18 protein-coding genes are annotated in these 24,521 nt (G+C 34.9%); 6 read left to right on the top strand and 12 right to left on the bottom strand.

All coding sequences use genetic code 11. The annotated features are described in order from the left end of the window. Window positions 1–3 precede the first annotated feature (3 nt). The 7 genes from Q1V95_RS09075 to Q1V95_RS09045 form a co-directional block, all read right to left on the bottom strand. On the bottom strand, window positions 4–1,347 hold the full coding sequence (locus tag Q1V95_RS09075) for an oligosaccharide flippase family protein (protein WP_300672934.1): 1,344 nt from the start codon (window positions 1,345–1,347) through the stop codon (window positions 4–6). Next, entirely contained in the window at window positions 1,320–3,692 is a 2,373-nt protein-coding gene (locus tag Q1V95_RS09070) for a polysaccharide biosynthesis tyrosine autokinase (protein WP_300672932.1), read from the bottom strand. Before Q1V95_RS09070 ends, Q1V95_RS09075 begins: the two co-directional genes overlap by 28 nt. An 18-nt stretch (window positions 3,693–3,710) precedes the next feature. Then, window positions 3,711–4,508 (bottom strand): polysaccharide biosynthesis/export family protein, encoded by a 798-nt coding sequence (locus tag Q1V95_RS09065; protein ID WP_300672929.1) that lies wholly within the window; start codon window positions 4,506–4,508, stop codon window positions 3,711–3,713. 40 nt (window positions 4,509–4,548) lie between these two features. Beyond that, complete coding sequence (locus Q1V95_RS09060) at window positions 4,549–6,501, bottom strand: nucleoside-diphosphate sugar epimerase/dehydratase (RefSeq protein WP_300672927.1); 1,953 nt, start codon at window positions 6,499–6,501, stop codon at window positions 4,549–4,551. 47 nt (window positions 6,502–6,548) lie between these two features. Then, window positions 6,549–7,682, bottom strand: coding sequence for an aminotransferase class I/II-fold pyridoxal phosphate-dependent enzyme (locus Q1V95_RS09055; protein ID WP_300672925.1), 1,134 nt, complete (start codon window positions 7,680–7,682; stop codon window positions 6,549–6,551). 130 nt (window positions 7,683–7,812) lie between these two features. Continuing rightward, the gene (locus Q1V95_RS09050; protein ID WP_300672924.1) at window positions 7,813–8,376 is read right to left on the bottom strand and encodes a sugar transferase; all 564 of its coding nucleotides are present in this window, start codon (window positions 8,374–8,376) and stop codon (window positions 7,813–7,815) included. Between the two features lie 120 nt (window positions 8,377–8,496). Beyond that, window positions 8,497–9,273 carry a hypothetical protein gene (locus Q1V95_RS09045; RefSeq protein ID WP_300672922.1) on the bottom strand — a complete coding sequence of 259 codons (777 nt, stop codon included), beginning with the start codon at window positions 9,271–9,273 and terminating at the stop codon, window positions 8,497–8,499. A gap of 186 nt (window positions 9,274–9,459) precedes the next feature. Here Q1V95_RS09045 and glgP point away from each other — a divergent pair, with 186 nt between their 5' ends. Beyond that, on the top strand, window positions 9,460–11,118 hold the full coding sequence (glgP, locus tag Q1V95_RS09040) for an alpha-glucan family phosphorylase (protein WP_300672920.1): 1,659 nt from the start codon (window positions 9,460–9,462) through the stop codon (window positions 11,116–11,118). Between the two features lie 130 nt (window positions 11,119–11,248). On the opposite strand, the gene aceA is transcribed toward glgP, so the two are convergent. Together aceA and aceB are read right to left on the bottom strand one after the other, a co-directional pair. Beyond that, window positions 11,249–12,529 (bottom strand): isocitrate lyase, encoded by a 1,281-nt coding sequence (gene aceA, locus Q1V95_RS09035; protein ID WP_366143275.1) that lies wholly within the window; start codon window positions 12,527–12,529, stop codon window positions 11,249–11,251. A 234-nt stretch (window positions 12,530–12,763) separates the two neighbouring features. Next, window positions 12,764–14,338 carry a malate synthase A gene (aceB, locus tag Q1V95_RS09030; RefSeq protein ID WP_300672916.1) on the bottom strand — a complete coding sequence of 525 codons (1,575 nt, stop codon included), beginning with the start codon at window positions 14,336–14,338 and terminating at the stop codon, window positions 12,764–12,766. A 124-nt stretch (window positions 14,339–14,462) separates the two neighbouring features. Between aceB and Q1V95_RS09025 the strand changes: the two genes are divergently transcribed. Both Q1V95_RS09025 and Q1V95_RS09020 read left to right on the top strand, forming a co-directional pair. Further along, on the top strand, window positions 14,463–15,944 hold the full coding sequence (locus tag Q1V95_RS09025; RefSeq protein ID WP_300672914.1) for a helix-turn-helix transcriptional regulator: 1,482 nt from the start codon (window positions 14,463–14,465) through the stop codon (window positions 15,942–15,944). A 39-nt stretch (window positions 15,945–15,983) separates the two neighbouring features. Next, window positions 15,984–16,628 carry a ComF family protein gene (locus Q1V95_RS09020; RefSeq protein ID WP_300672912.1) on the top strand — a complete coding sequence of 215 codons (645 nt, stop codon included), beginning with the start codon at window positions 15,984–15,986 and terminating at the stop codon, window positions 16,626–16,628. Between the two features lie 44 nt (window positions 16,629–16,672). Here Q1V95_RS09020 and upp read toward each other — a convergent pair whose 3' ends face one another. After that, a complete protein-coding gene (gene upp, locus Q1V95_RS09015) occupies window positions 16,673–17,323 on the bottom strand; it encodes a uracil phosphoribosyltransferase (protein WP_300672910.1) in 651 nt (216 codons plus the stop codon). 155 nt (window positions 17,324–17,478) lie between these two features. Between upp and Q1V95_RS09010 the strand changes: the two genes are divergently transcribed. The 3 genes from Q1V95_RS09010 to Q1V95_RS09000 are packed head-to-tail and all read left to right on the top strand — an operon-like array spanning window position 17,479 to window position 22,371. Next, on the top strand, window positions 17,479–21,402 hold the full coding sequence (locus Q1V95_RS09010; RefSeq protein WP_300672908.1) for a Pls/PosA family non-ribosomal peptide synthetase: 3,924 nt from the start codon (window positions 17,479–17,481) through the stop codon (window positions 21,400–21,402). A gap of 11 nt (window positions 21,403–21,413) precedes the next feature. Then, the gene (locus Q1V95_RS09005) at window positions 21,414–21,896 is read left to right on the top strand and encodes a GNAT family N-acetyltransferase (protein WP_300672902.1); all 483 of its coding nucleotides are present in this window, start codon (window positions 21,414–21,416) and stop codon (window positions 21,894–21,896) included. A 49-nt stretch (window positions 21,897–21,945) separates the two neighbouring features. Continuing rightward, complete coding sequence (locus Q1V95_RS09000) at window positions 21,946–22,371, top strand: DUF3592 domain-containing protein (RefSeq protein WP_366143274.1); 426 nt, start codon at window positions 21,946–21,948, stop codon at window positions 22,369–22,371. Between the two features lie 17 nt (window positions 22,372–22,388). Here Q1V95_RS09000 and Q1V95_RS08995 read toward each other — a convergent pair whose 3' ends face one another. Together Q1V95_RS08995 and der are read right to left on the bottom strand one after the other, a co-directional pair. Continuing rightward, entirely contained in the window at window positions 22,389–23,048 is a 660-nt protein-coding gene (locus Q1V95_RS08995; protein WP_300672898.1) for a 4'-phosphopantetheinyl transferase superfamily protein, read from the bottom strand. Between the two features lie 70 nt (window positions 23,049–23,118). Further along, window positions 23,119–24,429 carry a ribosome biogenesis GTPase Der gene (gene der, locus Q1V95_RS08990; protein ID WP_300672896.1) on the bottom strand — a complete coding sequence of 437 codons (1,311 nt, stop codon included), beginning with the start codon at window positions 24,427–24,429 and terminating at the stop codon, window positions 23,119–23,121. Between the last annotated feature and the right edge of the window lie 92 nt (window positions 24,430–24,521).

Raw genomic sequence — 24,521 nt, 5'->3', positions numbered from 1 at the left:
ATTCTAAATTTTACTAACTTCCAAATACTGTTTAAAAGTTCCAGTCCTAAAATAAATGACCATGTATACTAGAGCAGCCAAAAAGTTCATAAATAAATATGCACCTGTTAAATAAATTGCTCCTTGTTTAATATTCAAAAAGAAAACAAAATAAGCAAAGCATAAAAAGGTGAAAGAATCTTTTATAAAGCAAATTATAAAAACCATCCAGTTTTTAGAAATAGAAAATAAAAATTGTTCTAAAACGTTCACAATACTTGAAAAAACAGGTATAAATACAATAATTCTTAGGACTGTTGTTAATTCTGTAAATGACTTACCATACATTGCGGAGATATACGGCGCGAAAATAAATACAATGACTGCAGGAATCAAAGTGGTAAATCCCGAAATTAAAATTGCATTTTTCAAAACACTAGCTCTTGTCGCCTCTTCATCCCGTGAAAAATATGACAATATTACATTACGTAAAACTGATGGAATAAATAATAAAACAACATACCACTGCATTGCCGCAGAATAAATCGCAACTTCATCATAATTTTGGTAATTCTGAAGCAAAAAATAATTCAACCATAGAAATATAGAAAAGAATGCTTCTATAAGTGTTAATGGAGTTGAAAAAAGCAAAATTTCTTTATAATTTACAGTATAATTAGTATTATTGATACGATTATTTCCAAGAAGTTTTAATTCTTTAGATATTAAAAAATAATTAAAGATACAATTCAAAAATTGTATTATTAATAAGGCAGTACAAGCACCTATCAGACCATTTGTATATGAAAATATGGGTAAAACAATAATTGTTATAATTCCCATTAAAACGTTTACAAATGACAACTTCTTAAAAATTCCTAGACCACCTATAATTCCACTTTGAGAGGTTGTAATTGCAGTCAAAACCACCCATGCAGCTAGTAATTTAATCTCATTCGAAAAATCAGCATTTTTATAATAAAACACTGAGATATCATTTGAAAATATAAATAATAAAAGTGAAACAACACCACTAAATACAAAGGTGATCGAATAAATTTGCAAAACAATCTTTTCCAAATTTGCTTTTTTCGAATGTAAAAAATCAGAAACAAACTTTGTCGATGTGTATCCTAAACCAAAAGTTGTAAAAACAGCCAATGTGGTCAAGGTGTTTTTCAATGAGTTAAATTCTCCAAAGGTTGTTTTCTGCAAAATATGAGCAAGCATAATGGAAGATACTAATGCTGACCCTCTCAGTATTACACTTCCTAACAGTGCCCAAAAGCTATCTCGAAAAAAATTATTTTGAAAAAATTTAGAAAATAGGGCTTTCATTGCTATTTCCCAAGAAGTTTTTGCAACCATGATTTCTCTTCAGATTGATTATAGCCATAACCATATTTATTACCATAACCAAAATTTTCCTTTGAAACATCGTTCACAACGAAACCAACATTATTAATCTTACCATTCTGTATAGTATCATTTGCAAAATTAATAATATTATTTTCTGTAAACCCAGATCTAGTAACATATAATGTTACATCAGCAAGATATGAGAACAGTAAAGAATCCGTCACTAACATTAATGGTGCTGTGTCAACAATAATATAATCATATAAACCCTTCAGATTTTCAATCAGATTGTCTATTCTACCATTACTTAATAGCTCGGTAGGATTTGGAGGAATACTACCAGAATAAATTACATCAAGATTGGGATTAAAACTTGAAACATGCGTTATGTCCTTGATATTTGTTGTAGTATCGTGTAAATACTCTGTTAGTCCTTCTAGGCCTTTTCTACTTGTATTATACCTCTGTAATTGTGGATTTCGGATATCAGCTCCAATAATAATAACTTTTACTTTAGATGTGGCAAGAGTAAGCGCTAAGTTAACAGAAGTAAAAGTCTTCCCCTCTCCTTTTATTGATGATGTTACAAAAATAGTTTTTCCCTTATCTTTTTTAGGAAGCATAAAATTCAAATTTGTAATCAAAATTCTAAATGCCTCTGCCAGAGGTGACAAATCATTAGGCTGTACAATCTCCGGACTACCTTTTACTATCCTTGGTAATTCTCCTAAAATAGTAGTATTTGTTTGTCGTTCCAAATCATGCTTTGATCTAATTTTATTATTAAACAATTCTCTAATATAGATTATAGCAAATGGAACCGCCATACCACAAATCAAAGCAGCTAATAAAACCACTAATTTTTTAGGTGAAATTGGTTTTTCACTAGGATAAGCATCATCAACTACTTTAGCTTTAGGAGTAGTATTAGCTAATGCAATTGCAGATTCCTCTCTTTTTTGCAAAAGAATAAGAAATAAACTTTCTTTAATAGCTTGCTGTCTTTCAATACTTCTAAATAATTTTTCTTGCATTGGGACTTTACTAATCTTTGAATTAGTAGAAGTTAGTTCACTTTGCAATTGATTTCTTAAAGCTTCAACGTTTGATCTATTTTTAACTAAATTATCCAAGACTGCAGCTCTAACATTTGAAATTTCTTTAGTTAATTCCACAACGGCTGGATTCTGCGTTGTGGCATTTTCTAACAATTTATTTCTTTGTAAAATTAACTCATTATATAAAGTTATATTCGCAGATGCTGTTGGATTACTTAAGCCAACAGCTGATGGTAATACCTGGTTACTACCTTGTTTTGACAAATAACCAATGAGATTGTTATTTAATTCTAACTGAGCATCTGCATTTACTAATTCCAATCTAGTTTTAGTAGTAGTTTCTAAGTTGAGCTTAGTTTCTTCAACTATATCTACTATATTATTATTTTTCTTAAATCTTTCTTTTTCATTTTCGACTTCTCCTAATTCTTTAGAAATAATATTAATCCTAGAATCGATAAATTCAATTGTTTTCTGAGATTCCGAATTTTTATCAACTATTGCATCATGATTAAATGCATCAATTAAACCATTTACAAAAACCTTTCCTTTTTCAATATTGGCTTGCTTAGCTTCTAATCCGACAATAGTTGCCTCCTTATCAACCAACTTAACATCCAAATCTTTTTGCAAAGAAGAAACAGTTTTATCTATATTATAATATTCAAATGATAAATCTCCTAATCTTGATTTATAAATCTCCTTGAATTTCGGGTTTTTAACAATGATAATATTGGCAAAGGGTAAGCTTATCGTTTTATTATAAGAAGCAATAAATGGTTGAGAAAAATCTTCCCCACTTAACTCAATTTTATCCCCAGACAGTTTTATCTTAACCGGTTTAATCCTTTTCTTTAATAAATTATACTTTTCTACATTTTTTTCATTAATCAATTTAATCATGATTGGAGATGATGACGCAAAAATTTCTTGCTTCAACATATCCTTTTCTGAAAACAACTTTATTTGAAAATCATATCGCTCCGCAACAGTCTTAATTAATTTCTTAGATTTAAAAATTTCTAACTCGTTATTAATCGTACTTGAACTTTTCCCCCCAAAACTAGATAAATCTGCGATAGCCCCAAAATCCAAAGCAGATTTTTTAACATCACGAATCAATACAGTTGATTGAATTTCGTAAACAGATGGGGTCGTTTTAATATAAAAAAAAGCAAGAAAAACAGCACAAATCACGGAAAACACAAACCATTTCCATTTATTAATGTAAGGTTTGATAATTTCGCGAACATTAATTTCGTCCGAAGAATTAATTTCAGTTTTAGAAGAACTCATCAATTAGAATTAAAATAATTATTTTTTAAAAATTGTAATAAAGATACCAGCTAGACCAATAACCATTCCAGCTACAGCCATGTAAATTCCAGTATTTGGATCTTGTTTAGCAATCTTTTCTTTTGTTTGATTCGAAGATACGTAAATAACGTCATTTTGTTTTAATTGAAAATATGGTGAATTTATAAAATTAGCATCCATCAAATTAATGCGTTCTTTTGTTATAATTCCATTTTCATTTCTAACCACAAGGATATCATTTCGTTTCGCATATATTGTTACATCGCCTGCAAGTCCCAATGCGTTAAGAAGTGTAGATTGACCTTCAGGAATAATATATTGACCAGGTTTATTAACTTCACCTAATACTACAACCTTATAATTAGTTATTTTTATAGTAACCGAAGGATTGATTACATATGCACTAATACTCCTTTTTATTTCATCTTGGAGTTGAAGCAAAGTCTTATCAAGAACATTAATTTTTCCTAAAACAGGAAAATCTATTTCACCATTAGCATCAACAATATAAGTAGGAGCAGTAGAAGATGTAGTACCAGAAACAGATGACTGTACCACTTCTCCCGAAAAATAGTTTTGATTAAACATTTTAACAACTTTCATATCTTTAGCAGACACAAAAATATTTAGATAATCTCCTTTCTGTATTGTATTAACTTGCATTTTATTTGAGATATCTGTTGCAACTTGTTCAATATTTTGCATATAATTAATCTCGCTTGGCTTTTCTTTAGTTTTACAAGAAGTAAGACCAATAAGACCGCAAAGCAATAAAACTTTTATTTTTCTATTCATACTTATATTTAATATACAATTTTGCAAATATAACATAAACTTATTTATCTAACGATTCGTACTCAGAATTATTACTCTTAAACTCCTTGACAATATGCTTAATTTTTGCAACTATTTCAAATTTTGTATCTGTCTCTAAGGAACTTAGCATAAAACACAACAATTGATCAATTTCTTCAAATTTCATAACTGGATCTTTAGAAATTAAGATTTTATCGTGCTGTGTTGGCAATGTTTTAGTATCATCACTCAGCAATTCCTCATATAACTTTTCTCCAGGTCTTAGTCCGGTGTAAATAATTTTAATATCTGTCTCAGGCTCAAAACCAGAAAGCTTAATCATACGTGTTGCCAAGTCCAAAATCTTCACAGGTTGTCCCATATCAAATACATAGATCTCACCACCATTCCCCATAGTTCCAGCATGCAGAACAAGCTCGCAAGCTTCGGGAATTGTCATAAAATAACGAACAATATCAGGATGCGTAATTGTTATTGGCCCACCTTTCTCTATTTGTTTTTTGAAATGCGGTATAACCGATCCATTGGATCCCAATACATTTCCAAAACGGGTTGTAATAAACTTAGTTTTATTTTCTGGGAGATTTTGTAATGACTGCACAAACAATTCAGCTACTCTCTTTGTAGCGCCCATCACGTTTGTTGGATTAACGGCTTTATCAGTTGACACCATTACAAACCTATTTACCCCATATTTGCTTGACAATGTCGCCAAATTTTTTGATCCTAAAATATTAACACGAACAGCTTCTTGAGGATTACTTTCTACTAAAGGCACATGCTTATATGCAGCTGCATGATACACCATTGAAAAATTATGCTTCTTAAATAACGGCTCTATGCGCTTAACATTTGAGACATCCGCTAAAATAAACTTAAAATTAATATGCGGAAATCTTTCTTTTAAACTTAGTTCCACTTCATAAAGTGGTGTCTCTGCTTGATCAACAACGACAATCAAAGATGGATTAAATTTTGCAACCTGATTAATGATCTCAGATCCAATTGATCCTGCACCCCCCGTAATTAAAACCTCCTTATCATAATGTCTTTTTCTAACTTCTTCATTGTCAAGCTTAATCGGCTTTCTATTTAGTAAATCTTCGATTTGAATAGCTTTAATGAAATTAGCATTATCCGTACTTCTCAACTTTTGAACACTTGGAGCCTTCAATATCTTGATATCTTTTTCTAACAAGACGCCAATCCATTCATCAAGCTCGTCCTTTGATAAAGATTCTTTAATAAGGATAACATCTTCAATGTTTAACTCCTCTTTATCTTGCTTAAGAAAAGATGATTTGCTCAAAATAGGTTTGCCCAATATCTTCGCAGAAATACCTCCTGTAATATTTTCATTAAGAGAAACAAATCCAACAACATGATATGGCAACTTAGGATTATCTAGAATTGCTCTTGCGATTGCAACAGACTGCTCATCTATACCAAGCACCATAACACGTTTTTTGAGGTGACTTCTAGACACCTCTCTAGCATAATGAAAAACCTCCTTAACCACTAACCTAAATACAAACAATAACATTGCTGAAAAAAGAAAATACAATACAATAAATGCATTGAGAAAAATTTTTCCAGTCCCAAATTGGACATAACAAAAGTTAATCGAGAACAAAACAATAGACGTACAAAAACAAGCTAAAAGAATCTTAAGTAAATCAATAAAGGTAGAATGTCTTATAACACCTGCATAGGTCTTGAAAATAAACATAAAAAGTACATTAATACTTATTGTCACCAAAAAAATTTGGGACATATTAATTACTTCATAAGGCTTGGCTTGAATCTTATAAACTACAAAATAAGTGAGTCCAAGTGAAGCAAAAAGAAACAAAATGTCAATAATTAATATCACCCATCTTGGGAGGTATTTGATATCAGTGAGTCCAATCACATTATCTCCTTTATATATTTTACTTTCAAAAATAGAATTAAACATATTTGATTTCATCATTTATTAAATTGTAAATTCTGCTCAAAAAACACACGCATTACATTTTTTTAGACCAAAAGTTCCAATAATACTTTTTCAATTTTATTTTTTTGCTCAATTGTTAAATTAGAACCTGAAGGAAGACATAAGCCTTGACTAAAAAGTTCCTCAGAAACATTACTTCCAAAATATTGGTAACATTCAAAAACTGGTTGCAAATGTAATGGTTTCCATAATGGTCTTACTTCTATATTCTCTTTTAACAATGCAATCCGAACTTCTTCTCTGCTGCATTTCGCCTCTTTAGAATCAATCAAAATATTAGTCAACCAATAATTACTAAAATAATTTTCATCTGGTTCCGGCAGTAACTTTACACCTGGTATTCCTTCCAAAAAAGACTTATAAAATAAATAGTTCTCTCGTCTTTGTATAATACGAAGATCTAAAACTTTCATTTGTCCCCGACCAATTCCTGCACAAATATTACTTAAACCATAATTAAATCCAATCTCAGAGTGCTCATAATGAGGTGCTACATTTTTTGACTGTGTAGATAGAAAATCAGCTTTAGCTTTCTGTTCTTCAGTCCTCGTAACCAAAGCACCACCACCAGAGGTTGTAATTATTTTGTTTCCATTAAAACTCAATACTGATAAATCACCAAAAGTACCACACTTTTGGCCTTTATACATACTACCTAAAGCTTCCGCACTATCTTCAACAATTGGAATACTATATTTATCCGCAATTTCTCTTATTCGCTCGACTTGATATGGCATCCCGAACAAACAAACAACAATAATTGCTTTAGGTTTTTTTCCGGCATTAATTCTAGAAAGAATCGCTTTCTCCAAAAACTCTGGATCCATATTCCAGGTTTCTCGCTCACTGTCAACAAAAATAGGTATTGCGCCTAAATAAATAATTGGGTTAGCAGAGGCTACAAATGTAAAACTCTGACAAATTACCTCATCCCCATCCTTAACACCTAACAGCATTAACGCAAGATGAATAGCCGCTGTACCTGACGTTACAGCAGATACATGTACGCTACCACCTAAAAAAAACTCAAGATCATCTTCAAAACCATCAACGTTTGAACCTTGTGTAGTGATCCAGTTTTGATCAAAAGCCTCTTGAATATAATTTATTTCAGCTCCTCCTAAGTGAGGAGGTGACAACCATATTTTTTCTTCCATCTAAATTCACATGATAATTTCAAAATTCAAAAAAACACATGCTTATTTAATACTCTGTATTTATATTGCAAATCTACATTAATCAGTTATAGTATTAACTATTTTTTTAATAAAATTTTAACAATAATTATCATATTTTAAAGACCGTTTTCAGCATAATTCGGAAGTCAGTAGCAAGAGACATCTCATAATAATACTTAAGATTTAATTTAACTTTATCTGGAAACAAGACCTCATCATTGTACTTCAACGGATTTTCTTGCTCGCGAAGCATTGACTCTTCATTTCTATATTTAATGCTAGCCTCTGATGTGATGCCCGGTTTTAGCTCAAGCACTTTTGAGTTTTCACCATTTAATTTATCATAATATCCAGGTATATCAGGACGGGGACCAACAAAACTCATTTCCAATTTCAAGATATTAATTAATTGAGGTAACTCATCTAATTTACTTTTCCTTAAAAATTCACCGAATTGACTTTGTTTATTCGAAAAACGATGAATACTCCGAATCTTATATATATTGAAAAGCCTTCCATATTGTCCTACTCTCTCTTGGATAAATAATCCATTTGACGCAGTATCAAAAGCCGAAACAAAAATAAGCACCAACAACAACGGCCAAAGGACTAAAAGCAAAACAAGAGCAACGAACCAATCGTAACAAATTTTAAAATATTTATAAAAGCTCATCTTAACTAGCATATACAAGTATAAGCCAAATAAAAACAATTTTAGATAGCTTATCGGACAAAAATAAGAAAGTCTTAGTTAGAATTTTGAAATTTGATGAGATTTTGACTTGTTATAAGCCTATTTTATCCTCAGCATCTCGCTATACAAATTTTCTAAGTGAAGAATCTTTTCAAAAGGGCTACTAACCGTCTTTAGAATTTCGGGTGTTTGGATGTAACTATAGCGTGATGACATATTGTGCATATTGGACACGAGAACTAGCCAACATTCATCAACCTTACTTTTATAAAGAGGATACTTGATGTTTTTCTTTTCAATGGCGTGTAGAATTTTGTCTGCACGCAACTCATCAAACAAAGACAAGCTGTAATCTAAAACCAAAAGAACGCCCTTATCATAAGGCGTTCTTCTAATTGAGGTCACGTATTTTGTACTTTTTTGATGCTTTACTGCATTACAGATATCTTTTACAACTTTTTCTTGATAACTATTGATGACAAGTTGAGAATCGAGACCAATATGATAGATACCAGAAGCCAACTCCGAAGTCAATAACCAATCTTCAACATATCGAAAAAGCTGATTGATATAGGCTTCTTGCTTCTTTTTTTCGAAATGATTAATCACCTCCGATATCTCCAAACCTATCCGTCTTCCATTTATTTTAACAATAAAATCAGGACTTTCGCCTGTAAGATTTTCAATTTCGATATCTGGATAATGTTGCAACAAAGCGCTTAAGAGAAGCACTTCGGTTTTCTTTTGGTAAGCTTCGCGCTCAGATAATCTTTCGCGGTCAATTTCATGACACCAATAGCTCAACTTTTCAGCAGCATCTTTATGTCGCAACATACATAAGGCTAGAGATTTGCCAAGATCTTCGGTAAACAACATAACAGTCTGGTTTACAATTAATCATATTCTAAAGCTACAAATAAATGCATTAAGTCTCTGACTATTAATAAAATTTAATACCAAGATTAACATCGTTTATCATTGGTTTTAGCCTGATCAAAAGCTCTTACCTAACCTGTTTCTTATTCAAAAATGATTAAATTTGAAATCAAAAAATAATCGTTAATGGATTTTAAGAACTTTAAGATGCCTTACAGCATCAACCCACAATATTCAAAAAAAACAGCTTATTTCTCAATGGAATTTGCGATAGATCAATCGCTAAAAATCTACAGCGGTGGACTTGGCTTCCTAGCTGGATCGCACATGAGAAGCGCCTACAACCTAAAACAAGATTTTGTAGGAATTGGCATTCTATGGAAGTTTGGATATTATGACCAAGCTCGTAACCACGATCAAACACTTAACCCTGTTTGGACAAAAAAATTATATTCTTACTTAGAAGACACAGGCATACAGTTTCAAATTGAAATCCATAACGCACCAGTTTGGGTAAAGGTTTGGTATCTTAACCCCGAAACTTTCAAGACTTGCCCAATGTTCTTTTTGAGTACTGACGTACCAGAAAACGACCATATTTCTAAAACCATTTGCCACAAATTGTACGACGCCAACGAGTCAACAAAACTAGCACAGTATATATTATTAGGAAAAGGCGGTGCTAAACTTTTAGACGAAATGAATTTCGAACGCGATGTTTACCACCTTAACGAAGCACATGGACTTCCTGCAGCATTTTATCTTTTAAGAAAATATGGTGGCGACCTTTCTAAAGTGAGAGAAAAACTAGTATTCACAACCCACACTCCAGAAGAAGCAGGAAACGAAAAACACGACTTAAGCCTTTGTCATAACATGTCTTATTTCTGCGGATTAACGATGAAAGAAGTGAAGCAAATTGAGGGTGCCGATGACGAAAGATTCAACCATTCGCTTTGCGCTCTAAAAATGGCAAGACTTGCCAATGGCGTTTCTCAACTTCACGGTGTTGTTTCTCGAGCAATGTGGAATAAATACCCTAACATCTGCGAAATAAAATCAATTACCAACGCTCAGGAATTCAAATATTGGGCGGACAAATTATTGTATATTTCTAAAGATGATGGCGACGCAGCAGCTTTTGATTTTAGAAAACATTATTTAAAGAGAAGAATGTTCCGCAATGTTGCCGATCAATGTGGAAAATTGTTTGATCCAAATGTCTTTACGATTGTTTGGGCAAGACGTTTTGCGGGCTACAAAAGAGCAGATTTGTTACTTGAAGATAAAGAACGTTTCCGTCGTTTATTAGAGAATAAAGAATTTCCAGTTCAGATCATTTGGGCAGGAAAACCTTATCCAATGGACTATTCAGCGATTTCTACTTTTAATAATTTGGTGGAAGAAAGCAAAAATTACAAAAATATGGCAGTCCTTACAGGTTACGAATTATCTTTAAGTAAATTACTAAAACAAGGTTCTGACCTTTGGTTAAACAATCCTCGTGTTCCGCGTGAAGCTTCTGGAACTTCTGGCATGACAGCCGCAATGAATGGTTCCGTTAACCTTTCCACAGACGATGGTTGGATTCCAGAATTTGCAAGACATGGCGAAAACTCGTTTGTCGTTCCAAAAGCAGATTACAACAATATGACAACTCTGGAACAAGACCAATATGACCTACATAAACTTTATGACCTCTTGGAAAACGAAATTATTCCAACTTATTATAAAGACAAAAACAAGTGGCGAAAAATTGTAACTAACGCAATGGATGACGTTCGATTCCAATTCAATAGTGATCGTATGGCAGACGAATATTACAAATTACTTTATAACAATTAAGATTAAAACTTAAATAAAAAGCTAGCAGAATTTAACAACTGCTAGCTTTTTTATTTTGTCTTTAAATGACTTCTGGATTTTGGGCATTGAAAAACTCAAATACCTACAACCTAAAAACTTCTACCCAAGCTTAAAACTGTGCCGTCTCCGTAGAATCTTTCATCGCAACTGTAGCAGCCATTCCGTTGGTAACAACATTCTGAACCTCATCAAAATATCCAGTCCCCACAAAACTTTGATGCTTCACGGCACGGAAACCTTTTGCTTGCAAAGCAAATTCTCGTTCTTGCAACTCAGAATAACCCGCCATTCCACGTTCTTTGTAAGCCAATGCCAACTCAAACATTGCCGTGTTCAAAGCATGGAATCCTGCCAAAGTGATAAACTGGAATTTGTATCCCATTTTCGCCAACTCTTCACGGAAACTTTCCATTTCTTCAACACTCAATCGCGCTGCCCAATTAAACGATGGCGAGCAATTGTAAGCCAACATTTTATTTGGAAACTTCGCATGGATACCTTCCGCAAATTGTCTTGCTTGTTCCAAATCTGGATTCGAAGTTTCCATCCAAATCAAATCAGCATAAGGTGCATAAGATAAACCACGATCAATACCTTGCTCTACTCCATTTTTAACAACATAAAAACCTTCCGAAGTTCTTTCTCCTGTTACAAATTTTTTATCTCTATCATCAATATCCGAAGTTAAAAGATCCGCAGCATCAGCATCTGTTCTTGCAATTATCAAACTCGGAACACCCAAAACATCTGCCGCCAAACGTGCTGCAATTAACTTATTAATCGCTTCTTGCGTCGGTACCAAAACTTTTCCACCAAGATGACCACACTTTTTCGCTGATGACAACTGGTCTTCGAAGTGAACACCTGCAGCGCCAGCTTCTATCATTTGTTTCATCAATTCGAAAGCATTAAGGTTTCCTCCAAAACCAGCTTCGGCATCCGCAACAATCGGCACCAAATAATCTTTTTCACCACCGCCATTTACCGACTGAATTTGGTCTGCACGCAACAACGCATTATTAATTTTCTTTACAACAGCAGGAACCGAATTCGCTGGATACAAAGATTGATCTGGATACATTTCTCCAGAAAGATTCGCATCAGCCGCAACTTGCCATCCAGAAAGATAAATTGCTTCTAGACCAGCGTCAACTTCCTGCACGGCTTGGTTTCCTGTTAACGCCCCCAATCCCGCAACAAAATCTTGAGTATTCAATTTTTCCCAAAGCAATTCTGACATTTGCGTAGCAATCGTATAATCGAGTTTGTATTTTCCTCGTAGTTTTAAAACTTCTTCCGCAGAATAAGGTCTCGTAATACCTTTCCAACGTGGATTGTTTAACCATTCTTGCTCTAACACTTGGATTTGTTCTTGTTTTGTTTTCATAATATTTTGTGATTTATAGTGATTAAAATGTTTAGAATTTTATTTTAAATTTTGAATAAAACTTCCCTCGTCACTCATTTTTACATTAAGTGACCTTTAAAAAACTGTCTTTAAAATTTGTTTATTATTTCCTGTTTAGGAAAAGTTTAAGAGCATTAAAAAGTTAACTCGTTTTCGATACGATTTTCTACAAAAATCACTCAAACTGATGTTACTTTTTTATAGCATCAAAAAAACTTACACTAAATATGGATAAGCTTTTAAGGTTAAAAATTCGTCGAAGTTATCAGAGAAAACCATGTCATTATATAGTTCCACAGCCAAATCAAATTTTCCATTTTCAAATCGAGTTTCGCCGACATAAGTTTTAATCTTTTCTATTTCTTCTTTTTGAAGTTTTAAAATCAAATCTTTAGTTACAACCTCGCCGTTTTCTAACTTCACCGAATGTTTTAACCACTGCCAAACTTGCGATCGCGAAATCTCCGCCGTTGCCGCATCTTCCATCAAATTGTAAATCGCAGCCGCGCCAACGCCCATCAACCAAGATTCTATATACAGAATCCCAACATTAATATTTTTGCGAAGTCCTTTTTCGGTAATCGTTCCAACAGGAACTTCCAACAATTGACTTTCAGAAATTCCGTAATCAAACAACTTATGGATTTGATTGGAAGTCGGCATATATTGATTGAAGACTTCAATCGCCACAGGTACCAAAGCTGGATGCGCAACCCAAGTCCCGTCGTGACCATTTCTCACTTCACGCTCTTTATCTGCGCGCACTTTCTCAAAAGCATCTTCGTTAGCTTGTGGATTATCTTTTACAGGAATTTGCGCCGCCATTCCACCAATTGCTGGCACACGTCGCTTATGGCAAATCTCTACAACTCTTTTGGTGTAAGCCTCCATAAAAGGCGAAGTCATCGTTACATGATCGCGGTCAGGCACTAAAAAATGAGGCAAATTTCTAAACTTCTTGATGTACGAAAAAATATAATCCCAACGACCGCAGTTAAGCCCTGCGCTGTGCTCTTTTAATTCAAATAAAATCTCATCAAGCTGAAAAGACGCTGTAATCGTTTCGATAAGAACAGTCGCTTTGATGCTTCCAGAAAGAATTTTCAGATAATCTTGCGCAAATAAAAACACATCATTCCACCAACGTGCTTCTTCGTAATGTTCAAGTTTTGGAAGATAGAAAAATGGACCACTTCCTTTTGTTAAAAGCTTCTTCGCATTTCTGAAAAAATAGATTCCAAAATCCACCAACGAAGCAGACATCAGCTCGCCATCAACCAAAATATGTTTTTCGTCCAAGTGCAAACCTCGAGGTCTAACCAACAAAACTGCGGTTTTCTCTTTTAATTGATATTGTTTGCCGTTGGTTTCAAAATCAATTGTACGATTAATCGCATCCGAAAGATTAATTTGTCCTTGCATACAATTGTCCCAAGTCGGCGAATTGCTATCTTCAAAATCTGCCATAAAGACTTTTGCACCAGAGTTAAGCGCATTAATAACCATCTTTCGATCCACTGGTCCAGTAATCTCTACGCGTCTGTCATGCAAATCACGCGGAAGTGGTGCACATACCCAAGCAGATTCGCGAACGTCTTTAGTCGCTTCCAAAAAGCTTGGTAATTTTCCATTGTCAAATTCTTTTTGAATCTTTTCTCTCTGTTTTAAAAGACGCAAACGTTCAGGATTAAACTTGTGATGCAAAGCCAAAAGAAAAACTTTTAATTCTTCAGTAAACAATTGTTTATAAGAATCTTGCATTTCTATTGTTAAACTTTCTAAACTTGTCATTTGTACTTTTTATTTGTGATTGATTTGACAAATCTAATAAAAAAAATTTCACAATTAGCGAACGTTCGCTAATTTTAATAAAAAATTATTATGCCGACAATCGCATTTATTTTATATTTGTTATATGAATGCCGATAGCGACTACATCCGTGTAATTTTTGGACTCAAATTAAGACAACAACGCCAAAAGAAAAATTGGTCGTTGCAAGATTTAGCAAACCAAACTGGCTTGTCAAAATCCTATCTTAACGAAATCGAAAACGGAAAAAAATATCCTAAACACGACAAAATCATCCAAGTTGCCGAAACTTTGGGATGCAGTTTTGACGACTTGGTGTCAACAAAACTTGACCGAAGTTTAGCACCAATTAATGAGATTTTGCAATCCGATGTGTTTAAAGAAATTCCGTTAGACCTCTTCGGAATCAACCGCAACAACCTCATTGGCATGATCAGCGAGGCGCCCAAAAAAGTGACCGCCTTCATCACAACGCTGATAGAAATTTCACAAAACTACAACCTCGGAAAAGAACGTTTTTTCTTTGCGGTACTTCGCTCGTTTCAGGAATTATACAACAACCACTTTCCGGAAATTGAAGAAAAAGCAGAAGCCTTTTATCAGCAATACAACCTCAATCCTCGCGAACTAAAATCCGCAGAGTTGGAAAAGATTTTAATAGAGAATTTCGGTTATCAAATTCACTCTGAAGATTTTGACAAATTCGGGACTTTGCAACATCTTCGTTCGCTTTACATTCCTGAAAAGAAAAATCTATTGCTCAACCAAAGATTAGACGAAAACCAAAAAACCTTTATTCTAGCTAAGGAAATTGGATTTCAGGTTTTGGATTTAAAGGCACGTCCCAACACTTATTCTTGGGTGGACATCAACAGTTTCGAAGAAATTCTTAATAATTATTATGCCTCGTATTTTGCTGGTGGATTACTTATTCCTAAGAAAGAATTGGTTAGAAAAACGGCGGACTTTTTTGATTACAAAGAGTGGAATCCGAAGCATTTTGAAGATTTAATTCAACATTTCACCAACTCGCCAGAGACTTTGTATTATCGATTAACCAATATATTAGCATCCGAATTTGGGATTAAAGACTTGTTTTATTTGTGTTTTGTACAAAAGAAAAACAGTCCAAAAGTTCAGATTCTAAAAGAGTTACACCTCAATCAACAGCAAGCACCGCGCTCTAATGCAATGAACGAGCATTATTGCAGACGTTGGGTGGCACTTAAAAATCTCGAACAACTTGAAAAAAGCGATGCGCAAGTTACCAATGCACAAATCTCACATTATAAAGATTTTGGCTTGAGCTATTTGGTGATTTCGACGTCGCAAAAAAATCCATTTTCAGATGGTAGCAACCGAAGCTATTGCCTCGGAATTTTGTTAAACAGTAATTCCCTCAAGAAAATTAATTTTACAAAAAGCGCAAATCTCACAACTGTAGAAGTTGGTGTTACCTGCGAACATTGTAGCATCAGCAACTGCGATGTAAGACAAGCACCAGCAAGTCGATTGGATAAAGAACTTTTCAATAACGATATGAAGAAGTCAATTGAAAAAATTAGAAATCAGATTTTAGGAAAATAAAAGCACGAAAATTCTTATATTTAAGTATAGAATTTCGCCATGTTTTTGGATTTATTTTTCCCAAATCGTTGTTTGTCTTGCGAAGAAGTTATCTCGACAGACCAAATTCTTTGTGATGTTTGTGAAGAGCAATTGAGTTTTAGCCATTTTAAATTTGATTCAGAAAACCCTTTAGCACAAAAAGCAAAACTGCTTTTCCCCATCGAAAAGGCTTATGCTTTATTTATTTTTAAAGAGGAAAATCTCGCCAGAAACCTACTCCACCGACTAAAATATGGCGACCAAGAATATATTGGAAAACATTTTGCAAAGTGGATGTTTGAAAAAATAGAAATCACTAACATCGACGAAATCGTCAGCGTTCCGCTTCATCCCCAAAAGTTCAAAAAACGCGGTTACAATCAATTGACTTTATTCGGTAATGAGTTATCAAAACTTTACAACATTCCGATAAATCACCAACTCCTCAAAAGGAACTTTCATAACAAAGCACAAGCTCAAAAAGATAAAAGCCACCGCACAGAAACCGAAAGTCTTTTCTCTGTTATTGGAAATCCCGAAAACAAACATATCCTTATAATCGACGATGTCTACACAACTGGAAATACACTCGCCAGCATTGCTTGGGAAATCTTAAAATATCCGAACACAAAAATTAGTATTTTGGTTGTTGCAATGGATTAAAAAATACGATTTGAGATTTGAGATTTGGGATTGCAAATTTAAAATTAACGTTGTAATTTCTCACCGTAAGATAAATCGCCAGCATCACCCAAACCTGGCGTAATATAACCTTTCGATGTTAAAGCGGCATCAATAACACCTACCCAAATTTTAGCATTCGGGAAAGCCTCCGCAACGGTATCAACACCTTGCTGACTTGCAATTGCCGCAACAATATGCATTTCTGTCGGCGTTCCGTTAGTCAACAAATCTTTAATTGCTTCAATCAACGAAGCGCCTGTTGCCAACATTGGATCCGCAACAATCAAAGGACGACCATTAAGATTAGGACAAGTCAAATAATCTTGTTTAATAGAAAAATAATCATTGGCATCATGCTTTCTGTAAGCCGCTACAAAACCACAATCTGCTTTATCAAAATAATTTAACAAACCTTGAAACAACGGAACACCAGCTCTCAGGATTGTTGTGATGACAGGTTGCACTGCAATTTCTTTTGATCCAACTTTATCAAGAGGGGTTGTAATTTCAACATTTCTAACTTCTAAAGACTTGCTAATTTCGAAAGCCGATATCTCGCCAATACGTTCCATGTTTCGTCGAAAACGCATTCTATCGTTTTGTACATCAACATTTCTTAATTCGTTTATCCATTCGGTTACTAAAGAAAAATTATTTGATAAAATACTGAGCATGAATATGTTATTTTGAATGAGGGTCGGATGACCAATTATTAAAGCAAAAATACAATTAAAAAACGGAAGAAATTGAGACAATCTGTCTAAAAAACAAGTATCTTTAAACTTGAAATAAAAACACGACTTTAAACAGAGAAACACACGCCCACTCAATGATGAAGAGTATAATTTTAGGAAAAGTAGCTCCCGAATTAATCCGTAGCGAAACTCTTCCACAACTTCTTGCACCCAATTTTGTAACCTACAAGGATAAAATTGCCTTTATCTTCAACGGTCGCGAACTTACTTATAAAGAACTTGATAACTGGAGCAATGCGATTGCCCAACATTTAATAAATATCGGCGTAAAGCCTGGCGACTGCGTTGGCGTTTGGTATCCACGAAGCTTAGAACTTCCTGTTGCAATTTTAGGAATTCTAAAAGCAGGCGCTTCGTATGTGCCTTTGGATCGAGAAATGCCTGAAGACCGAATCAAAAAAGTTTTTAGCGATATTAATGTGAAAACTTATTTTTCGGATGCTGATGCTGAAATCCATTGTTCGCCAATATCGATTCCTGCGCAACCAACGGAAGAAGTTGCTGCACCTGATATCACGCCGAATCCCGACGCTTGGGCTTATATTTTGTTCACTTCGGGAAGTACAGGAAACCCGAAAGGAATTCCGATTACGCAGAAAAATATTTGCCACCTTATCCGCTCCGAAGAGGATTTTATTCAGATAAAAGATACAGACCGCGTTTATCAAGGATTCTCTGTTTCCTTTGATATGTGGTGCGAAGAAGTTTGGATCAGTTTATTTGCTGGTGCGACGATTTGGATTGCAGATGCTTTTACAGTCAAAGCGATTGATGATTTGAGCAATGTTTTGACTGAAAACAAAATCACCGTTTTACATGCTGTACCAAGTATCCTTGCGATTATCGATGAAGTTCCCACTTTGCGAATTGTAAATGCTGGTGGCGAAGCTTGTACGATTCAAGTACTTCAAAAATGGTCAAAACCTTATCGTGTTTTCATCAACAGTTATGGACCGACCGAAACGACGGTTTCCAGTAATATGGCAAAGTTAAATGCCAACGACGAGCTTACAATCGGACCACCTTTGCCAAATTATAACATGGCTGTGGTTGACGAAAACATGAACATCGTTCCGTTTGGTGAGCGTGGCGAAATGATTATTTCGGGACCTGGCGTTAGTAATGGTTATTATAATTTGCCTGAATTAACGGCACAAAAATTTTTAGACAATCCTTTTCCAGAACTTCCTGGAGATAAAATTTATAAATCGGGCGACGCTGTTGTTTTCCGTGAAGATGGCTTTATCGAATTCCAAGGTAGAATTGACGACCAAATAAAACTTCGTGGTTATCGTATCGAATTGGGCGAAATCGAATCTCGTCTTAATCAATTAGAAGGCGTTAGTTCGGCTGCTGTTGCAGTAAAAAAAGATGGCAACGACCAAGAACAGTTGGTTGGTTATGCGGTGATGAAAAACGGAACAACCTTCAACGAACACGATATGCGATTGGAACTGGCAAAATTCTTGGCGCCTTATATGGTTCCGATTGCGATTATCGAAATGAAGGAAATGCCACGTATGCCGAGTGGAAAAATCGATCGTAAGAAACTTCCACTTCCTGAGAGTTTCTTGATCACACATGCTGAAAGTCCTGTTGAAATCGACAAAAATGCATCGATCTCGGAAAAGGTTTTACAAGCTTTGGATATCGTTTTCCCAGGAAAGGATATTACTTTGGATCAAGATTTCTTCACCGATTTGGGTGGACATTCCTTGTTGGCAGCGACTTTTGTATCGCATCTTCGTCAAAAAGCAGATTTGCCTTACGCAAGTTTGAAAGATGTTTATGAAAACCGTCCTTTGTCTGCTTTTGTTGAAAATCTTGAACATAAAGAAGGGAAAACGAAACGCAAAGAAACACATGCTTTCTCGCGGGTTTCGACTTTACAATATATCTTGTGCGGAATCGCGCAAACGTTCTGTTTGCTCATCGTTTTCGGATTGTTGAGTATTCAGATTTTCTTCCCATATCTTAGTTATTACTACTTCCAGCTCAATAACTACGGGACTTTTTATGCGCTTTTGAGTGCTGTTTTACTCTATACTTTAATCCCGCCAGTTTATTCATTGATCATCCTTTTGACCAAATGGATTGTCATTGGCAAGATCAAAGAAGGCGATTATCCACTTTGGGGTTGGTATTATTTCCGTTGGTGGCTGTGGAAAACCATCAAAAGGCTGATGCCATCGGAATTGTTTGTTGAAACGCCACTTTACCCAAGATATCTACGATTATTAGGGGTAAAAGTTGATAAAACAGCGCAATTGAGTTTATTACCAATTGCAGCCGAAGATTTGGTAACGATCGGCGCAAACGTGGTAAGCAGCTCGGGATGTGCGATTGATAATGCTTTTGTAGAAAACGGAATTTTGCATATCCGCAAAGTCGAAATTAAGGACAACGCTTATCTTGGCTCTTCGGTTATTGTTGGCGCAGGTTGTGTTATTGAGGAATTTGGTGAATTGCAAGATCTTTCTTGTCTTAACGAAGGTGAAAAAATCGGCTTTGGCGAAGTTTGGAACGGAAGTCCCGCACAAAAAATTCGTGACAAATCTAAGGAAGAAACCACTGCTCCAAAATTGGCAAGCAACGCAACAAGAAATCGTTTTGCATTGTTGTATTCGATTTCAATTTTGTTGTTCCCTTTAATTATCGTTGTTCCGTTGGCACCGACGTTGTACACGCTTTATTATTTGGACGACAAATCTTCGGATTATAGTTTCTACTATTTGTGGCAAGCTCCACTTTTATCCATCGTTTATATCGTGCTTTTCATTTTGGTGGTAAGTGGATTGACACGACTTTTACAATACAAAATGAAACCTGGTGTCTATTCAGTTTTCAGCGGAATGTATTATAGAAAGTGGATTAAAGATCAGATTTTCAATATTTCGTTGGTGGTTCTTCACCCACTTTTTGCGTCGATTTATATCTCAAAATTCTACCGAATGATGGGCGCAAAAGTTGGCAAAAACTCCGAAATATCGACGGCAAGTGATGTTTCGCACTGTCTATTAGAAATTGGCGAAGGCTCCTTTATCGCGGATGCCGTTATTTTGGGCGAGCACGATGTCCGCAACGAGAAACTAATTTTAGAGAAAACAAAAATCGGAAACAATAGTTTCGTTGGAAACAGCGGCTTGATTCCGCAAGGATACACGCTTGGTGACAATATGCTAATTGGTGTTTTGAGTAAAGCGCCAACCGAAGAACAATTGGAAACATCTACGGAACGCGACTGGTTTGGATCGCCACCAATTGGTTTGCCAGCACGTCAAAAGGTCGAAGGATTCAACAATCATTTAACCTACAATCCACCATTCTATTTGAAAATAGCCCGTGGAATTGTGGAAGGAATTCGTATTATTTTACCTCAAACTACAATTATTATTTGTAGTGTCTTATTCATCGCCTATACCAGTAATTATATGGATGGCAGAATTGGCAAACTACTCCTCTATTCACCGTTTTACTATTTAGGAATCGTGGCAATTCCGACCTTTTTCTTAACTGTACTTTTCAAATGGTTATTGGTAGGAAAATACAAGAAAACCGAAATGCCGATGTACAGCTTACGCGTTTGGATTAGTGAAGGTATTACCACTTTGTATGAAGCTTTGGCGGTTCAGTTCTTTTTGGATTTCCTACGTGGAACGCCGTGGCTGCCTTTCTTCCTAAGATTTTTAGGGGTTAAAATTGGTAAGCGCGTTTGGTTAAATACAACCGACATTACCGAATACGATATGGTAAGCATCGGCGACGAAGCGATGTTAAACGAAGATTGTGGTCCACAAACCCACCTTTTTGAAGACCGAATTATGAAAGTCGGTGGTGTTAAAATCGGTAAACAAACGACTATTAACTCGCGAACTATTATTCTATACGATTCCGAAATTGGTGATCATGTCAATATTGATCCGCTTTCTTTGGTGATGAAAGGCGAAGTATTGTCCGACAACACCGAATGGCAAGGAAGTCCAGTACGAGGCAAATAAATTTTGACACAATGAATTACGAAATCAAAAAAATAAATATCGCTGAAAACCTCCCAATTGTTGACGAACTTTTGGGAGAACTTCACGATTACGAAAGAGAATTAAGCGACAAAACTGCCAATTGGCAAGACTTTCGCGAAAGTTACATCCGCCACATGATCGAATGTGAAGAGGAAAACGATGCTACTTTTTTAACCGCTTTTGTTGATGGAAAAGCCATTGGATTTCTCTTTGGTTATGTTGAAGACGAAGACGACAGCAATTTTGAAGTTGGCGATGGCAAGGATCTTTATGTTTCCGAAGGTTACGTAAAATCGGAATACCGCAAGCATGGAATTTATACAGCACTTAACCAACATTTTGAGGAATCTTACAACAACCTCAACATCCGCAAAATCTATCGCTTCACGCTAACCAATAACACAAGAATGCAACGCTTTTTGGAATCTCAGGGTTACAAAGCGACGCGGATTTTGTATGAGAAATGGAAGTAGAAATCACAGACTAAAAAGTATTCTTTAATTTAAAAATTGGTAAAAAAGATTGATAGCTGCTATAATTTTACTTCTACTTGGCTCCTCGACATTGTTTTTCGGAATTTTTTCTCAAAGCAAGAATAGGAGTATTTTGAAAAATGGAATAAAAACAACTGCAATAATAACAGGCCGCGAAGAACGAAAAATCAAAGGTCTTCAGGGAGCAACCGAAATGGCCTATGCATATTTTTTTTATAAAATCAAATATACCACAAGATCAAATAGGACAATAGAAATTGAATCAAACGAAGGATCTAAAACAAAATTAGAAATAGGAGAAAAAGTTGAGATCATATACAACAAAAACAATGAATCTAGCTTCTTAATATTTGAAAATCAACAAAATAATCTATTTTCAGCTTTTATTATTTTAGGAATTCTAATGATTTGCATATCTATAATTCTGATTGTAAAAAACCAACACTTCATATAAAAAGCGCATTTTTATTTTTACAACAAAAAACCTAGTATTTCCTTTTTTACCTCAACCACAAAACTCTCAACATTCGCTGCGATTGCGCATTGGTAACCACTTTTAATTTGCATAAGTTTAGAAAAATAAACTTCATTTTGATAAGTGAATCTTTCTAATGAATTCACAGAACTAAATTCGGCGGAAACGCCAAGTCCAACAGCTTTTAACAAAGCTTCTTTTCGCGTCCAAATTTCGTAGAATGCGCTAAGATTATGATTTGTGGATTCTAAATATTCTTGTTCTTTGGGATGAAGAAAATCTTTTAAATCAGAAATTTCACGAGCTTGGATAAACTCTATATCGATGCCACATTTCAAAGTTTTGGAAGCGCAAACGACTACCAAATCTTCACTGTGACTGGAACTAAAACTAAACTCTACATTTTTAAAGTAAGCTTTCTCGCCGTTTTGTTTTTGGTATAAATCCCAACTAAAATCGATTTCGGGATTCAAGGTTTCAAAAGCTTTTTGAAGCAAATATTTAGACCAAATTCTTTGTGATCGATCTTTCTCAATTTTATATTCGGAAATATTTTCTTGCAAAGCACTTGGTAAAGTTTGGAAATAATCACTTTCCAAAGATTTATCTTGCTTCGAAAGATCGAGGTAAAGTATTAAAACTTCATTTTTGGGCATAAAAAAACTTTGCAGTAACAAAATTCATCAAAAATCTCGTTACTGCAAAGTTTTGTATGATTTAGTACAATTATTTTTGTCTAAAGTAAACTTCAATAGGAACTCCCGTAAAACCAAATTCCTTACGCAATTGGTTCTCTGTAAACCTTTTGTACGGTTCTTTAACATACTGCGGAAGATTACAGAAGAAAACAAACTGTGGCGACGGCGTTGGCAATTGCACACAATATTTGATTTTCACATATTTTCCTTTAATTGCAGGTGGTGGCGTACTTTCGAAAATTGGTAACATCACCTCGTTTAGTTTAGAAGTTTTGATTTTCTTCTTACGATTTTCGTAAACTTCCATTGCTGTATCAACAGCTTTCAGGATACGTTGCTTAGTTAAAGCTGAAGTAAATAAAATCGGAACGTCGCTGAACTGACCAATCTTGTGGCGAATCGCAGCTTCGAAATCACGCATTGTATTCGTTTTTTTATCTTCGATCAAATCCCATTTGTTGATAACGATTACGATACCTTTACGGTTTCTTTGGGCAATTCCGAAGATACTCATATCCTGAGCTTCCCAACCCAAAGTTGCATCAACCATAATGATCACAACATCCGAGTTTTCAATCGCACGAACTGAACGCATCACCGAATAAAACTCCAAATCTTCGGAAACTCTATTCTTCTTACGCATTCCCGCAGTGTCCACCAACACAAACTCGTGTCCGAATTTGTTATACAAACTCTGTACAGAATCTCTCGTTGTACCAGCAATATTGGTAACGATATTTCTTTCGTTGTCTAGCAAAGCGTTTGTCAAGGTCGATTTACCAACATTTGGACGACCCACGATGGTAATTTTTGGAAGACCTTCGAAAGGATCATTATATTCTGTCGTAGGGAAATCCTTAACAACATCATCTAGCAACTCTCCTGTACCAGAACCCGTTGCCGAAGACAAAGTATAATATTTTTCGATTCCCAACTGATAGAATTCTGTTGCAGCCAATTCCTCTTTTGCAGAGTCAACTTTGTTGACAACGATGTAAACAGGCTTATTTGCTCTTCTTAGCATTTCGAAAATCTCTTGGTCAGTCTCAGTAAGACCTTCTTCAACATTTAACATAAATACCACAGAAGTCGCTTCATCAATCGCTAATTGTACTTGTTTAGAAATTTCTTCTTGGAAGATATCGTCGTTATTAACATCATAACCTCCAGTATCGATTACTGTAAACTCAACACCATTCCAGTCCGATTTTCCGTAATGACGGTCTCTCGTAACACCAGCAGTTGAATCAACAATAGCTTCTCTTCTTTCTAATAAACGGTTAAATAAGGTAGATTTCCCAACATTTGGGCGGCCGACAATGGCAACAATATTTGACATAAAAAAATGTTTCTTTTTTAATTAAATGATTAAAACTAAACAAGCATATTAGTTGCTCGCCTTTTAAAATCAAAAATCATTTAACTAGTAAT

The sequence above is a fragment of the Soonwooa sp. genome (genome assembly GCF_030151385.1).
Taxonomy (GTDB): Bacteria; Bacteroidota; Bacteroidia; order Flavobacteriales; family Weeksellaceae; genus Soonwooa.
This window is presented reverse-complemented; position numbering and strand designations above follow the sequence as displayed.

Excerpts from the sequence above, each read along its gene's own strand:
- Q1V95_RS09075 (WP_300672934.1), bottom strand. The coding sequence starts at position 1,347 with ATGGTTGCAAAAACTTCTTGGGAAATAGCAATGAAAGCCCTATTTTCT.
- Q1V95_RS09070 (WP_300672932.1), bottom strand. The coding sequence starts at position 3,692 with ATGAGTTCTTCTAAAACTGAAATTAATTCTTCGGACGAAATTAATGTT.
- Q1V95_RS09065 (WP_300672929.1), bottom strand. The coding sequence starts at position 4,508 with ATGAATAGAAAAATAAAAGTTTTATTGCTTTGCGGTCTTATTGGTCTT.
- Q1V95_RS09060 (WP_300672927.1), bottom strand. The coding sequence starts at position 6,501 with ATGATGAAATCAAATATGTTTAATTCTATTTTTGAAAGTAAAATATAT.
- Q1V95_RS09055 (WP_300672925.1), bottom strand. The coding sequence starts at position 7,682 with ATGGAAGAAAAAATATGGTTGTCACCTCCTCACTTAGGAGGAGCTGAA.
- Q1V95_RS09050 (WP_300672924.1), bottom strand. The coding sequence starts at position 8,376 with ATGAGCTTTTATAAATATTTTAAAATTTGTTACGATTGGTTCGTTGCT.
- Q1V95_RS09045 (WP_300672922.1), bottom strand. The coding sequence starts at position 9,273 with ATGTTGTTTACCGAAGATCTTGGCAAATCTCTAGCCTTATGTATGTTG.
- glgP (WP_300672920.1), top strand. The coding sequence starts at position 9,460 with ATGGATTTTAAGAACTTTAAGATGCCTTACAGCATCAACCCACAATAT.
- aceB (WP_300672916.1), bottom strand. The coding sequence starts at position 14,338 with ATGACAAGTTTAGAAAGTTTAACAATAGAAATGCAAGATTCTTATAAA.
- Q1V95_RS09025 (WP_300672914.1), top strand. The coding sequence starts at position 14,463 with ATGAATGCCGATAGCGACTACATCCGTGTAATTTTTGGACTCAAATTA.
- Q1V95_RS09020 (WP_300672912.1), top strand. The coding sequence starts at position 15,984 with ATGTTTTTGGATTTATTTTTCCCAAATCGTTGTTTGTCTTGCGAAGAA.
- upp (WP_300672910.1), bottom strand. The coding sequence starts at position 17,323 with ATGCTCAGTATTTTATCAAATAATTTTTCTTTAGTAACCGAATGGATA.
- Q1V95_RS09010 (WP_300672908.1), top strand. The coding sequence starts at position 17,479 with ATGATGAAGAGTATAATTTTAGGAAAAGTAGCTCCCGAATTAATCCGT.
- Q1V95_RS09005 (WP_300672902.1), top strand. The coding sequence starts at position 21,414 with ATGAATTACGAAATCAAAAAAATAAATATCGCTGAAAACCTCCCAATT.
- Q1V95_RS08995 (WP_300672898.1), bottom strand. The coding sequence starts at position 23,048 with ATGCCCAAAAATGAAGTTTTAATACTTTACCTCGATCTTTCGAAGCAA.
- der (WP_300672896.1), bottom strand. The coding sequence starts at position 24,429 with ATGTCAAATATTGTTGCCATTGTCGGCCGCCCAAATGTTGGGAAATCT.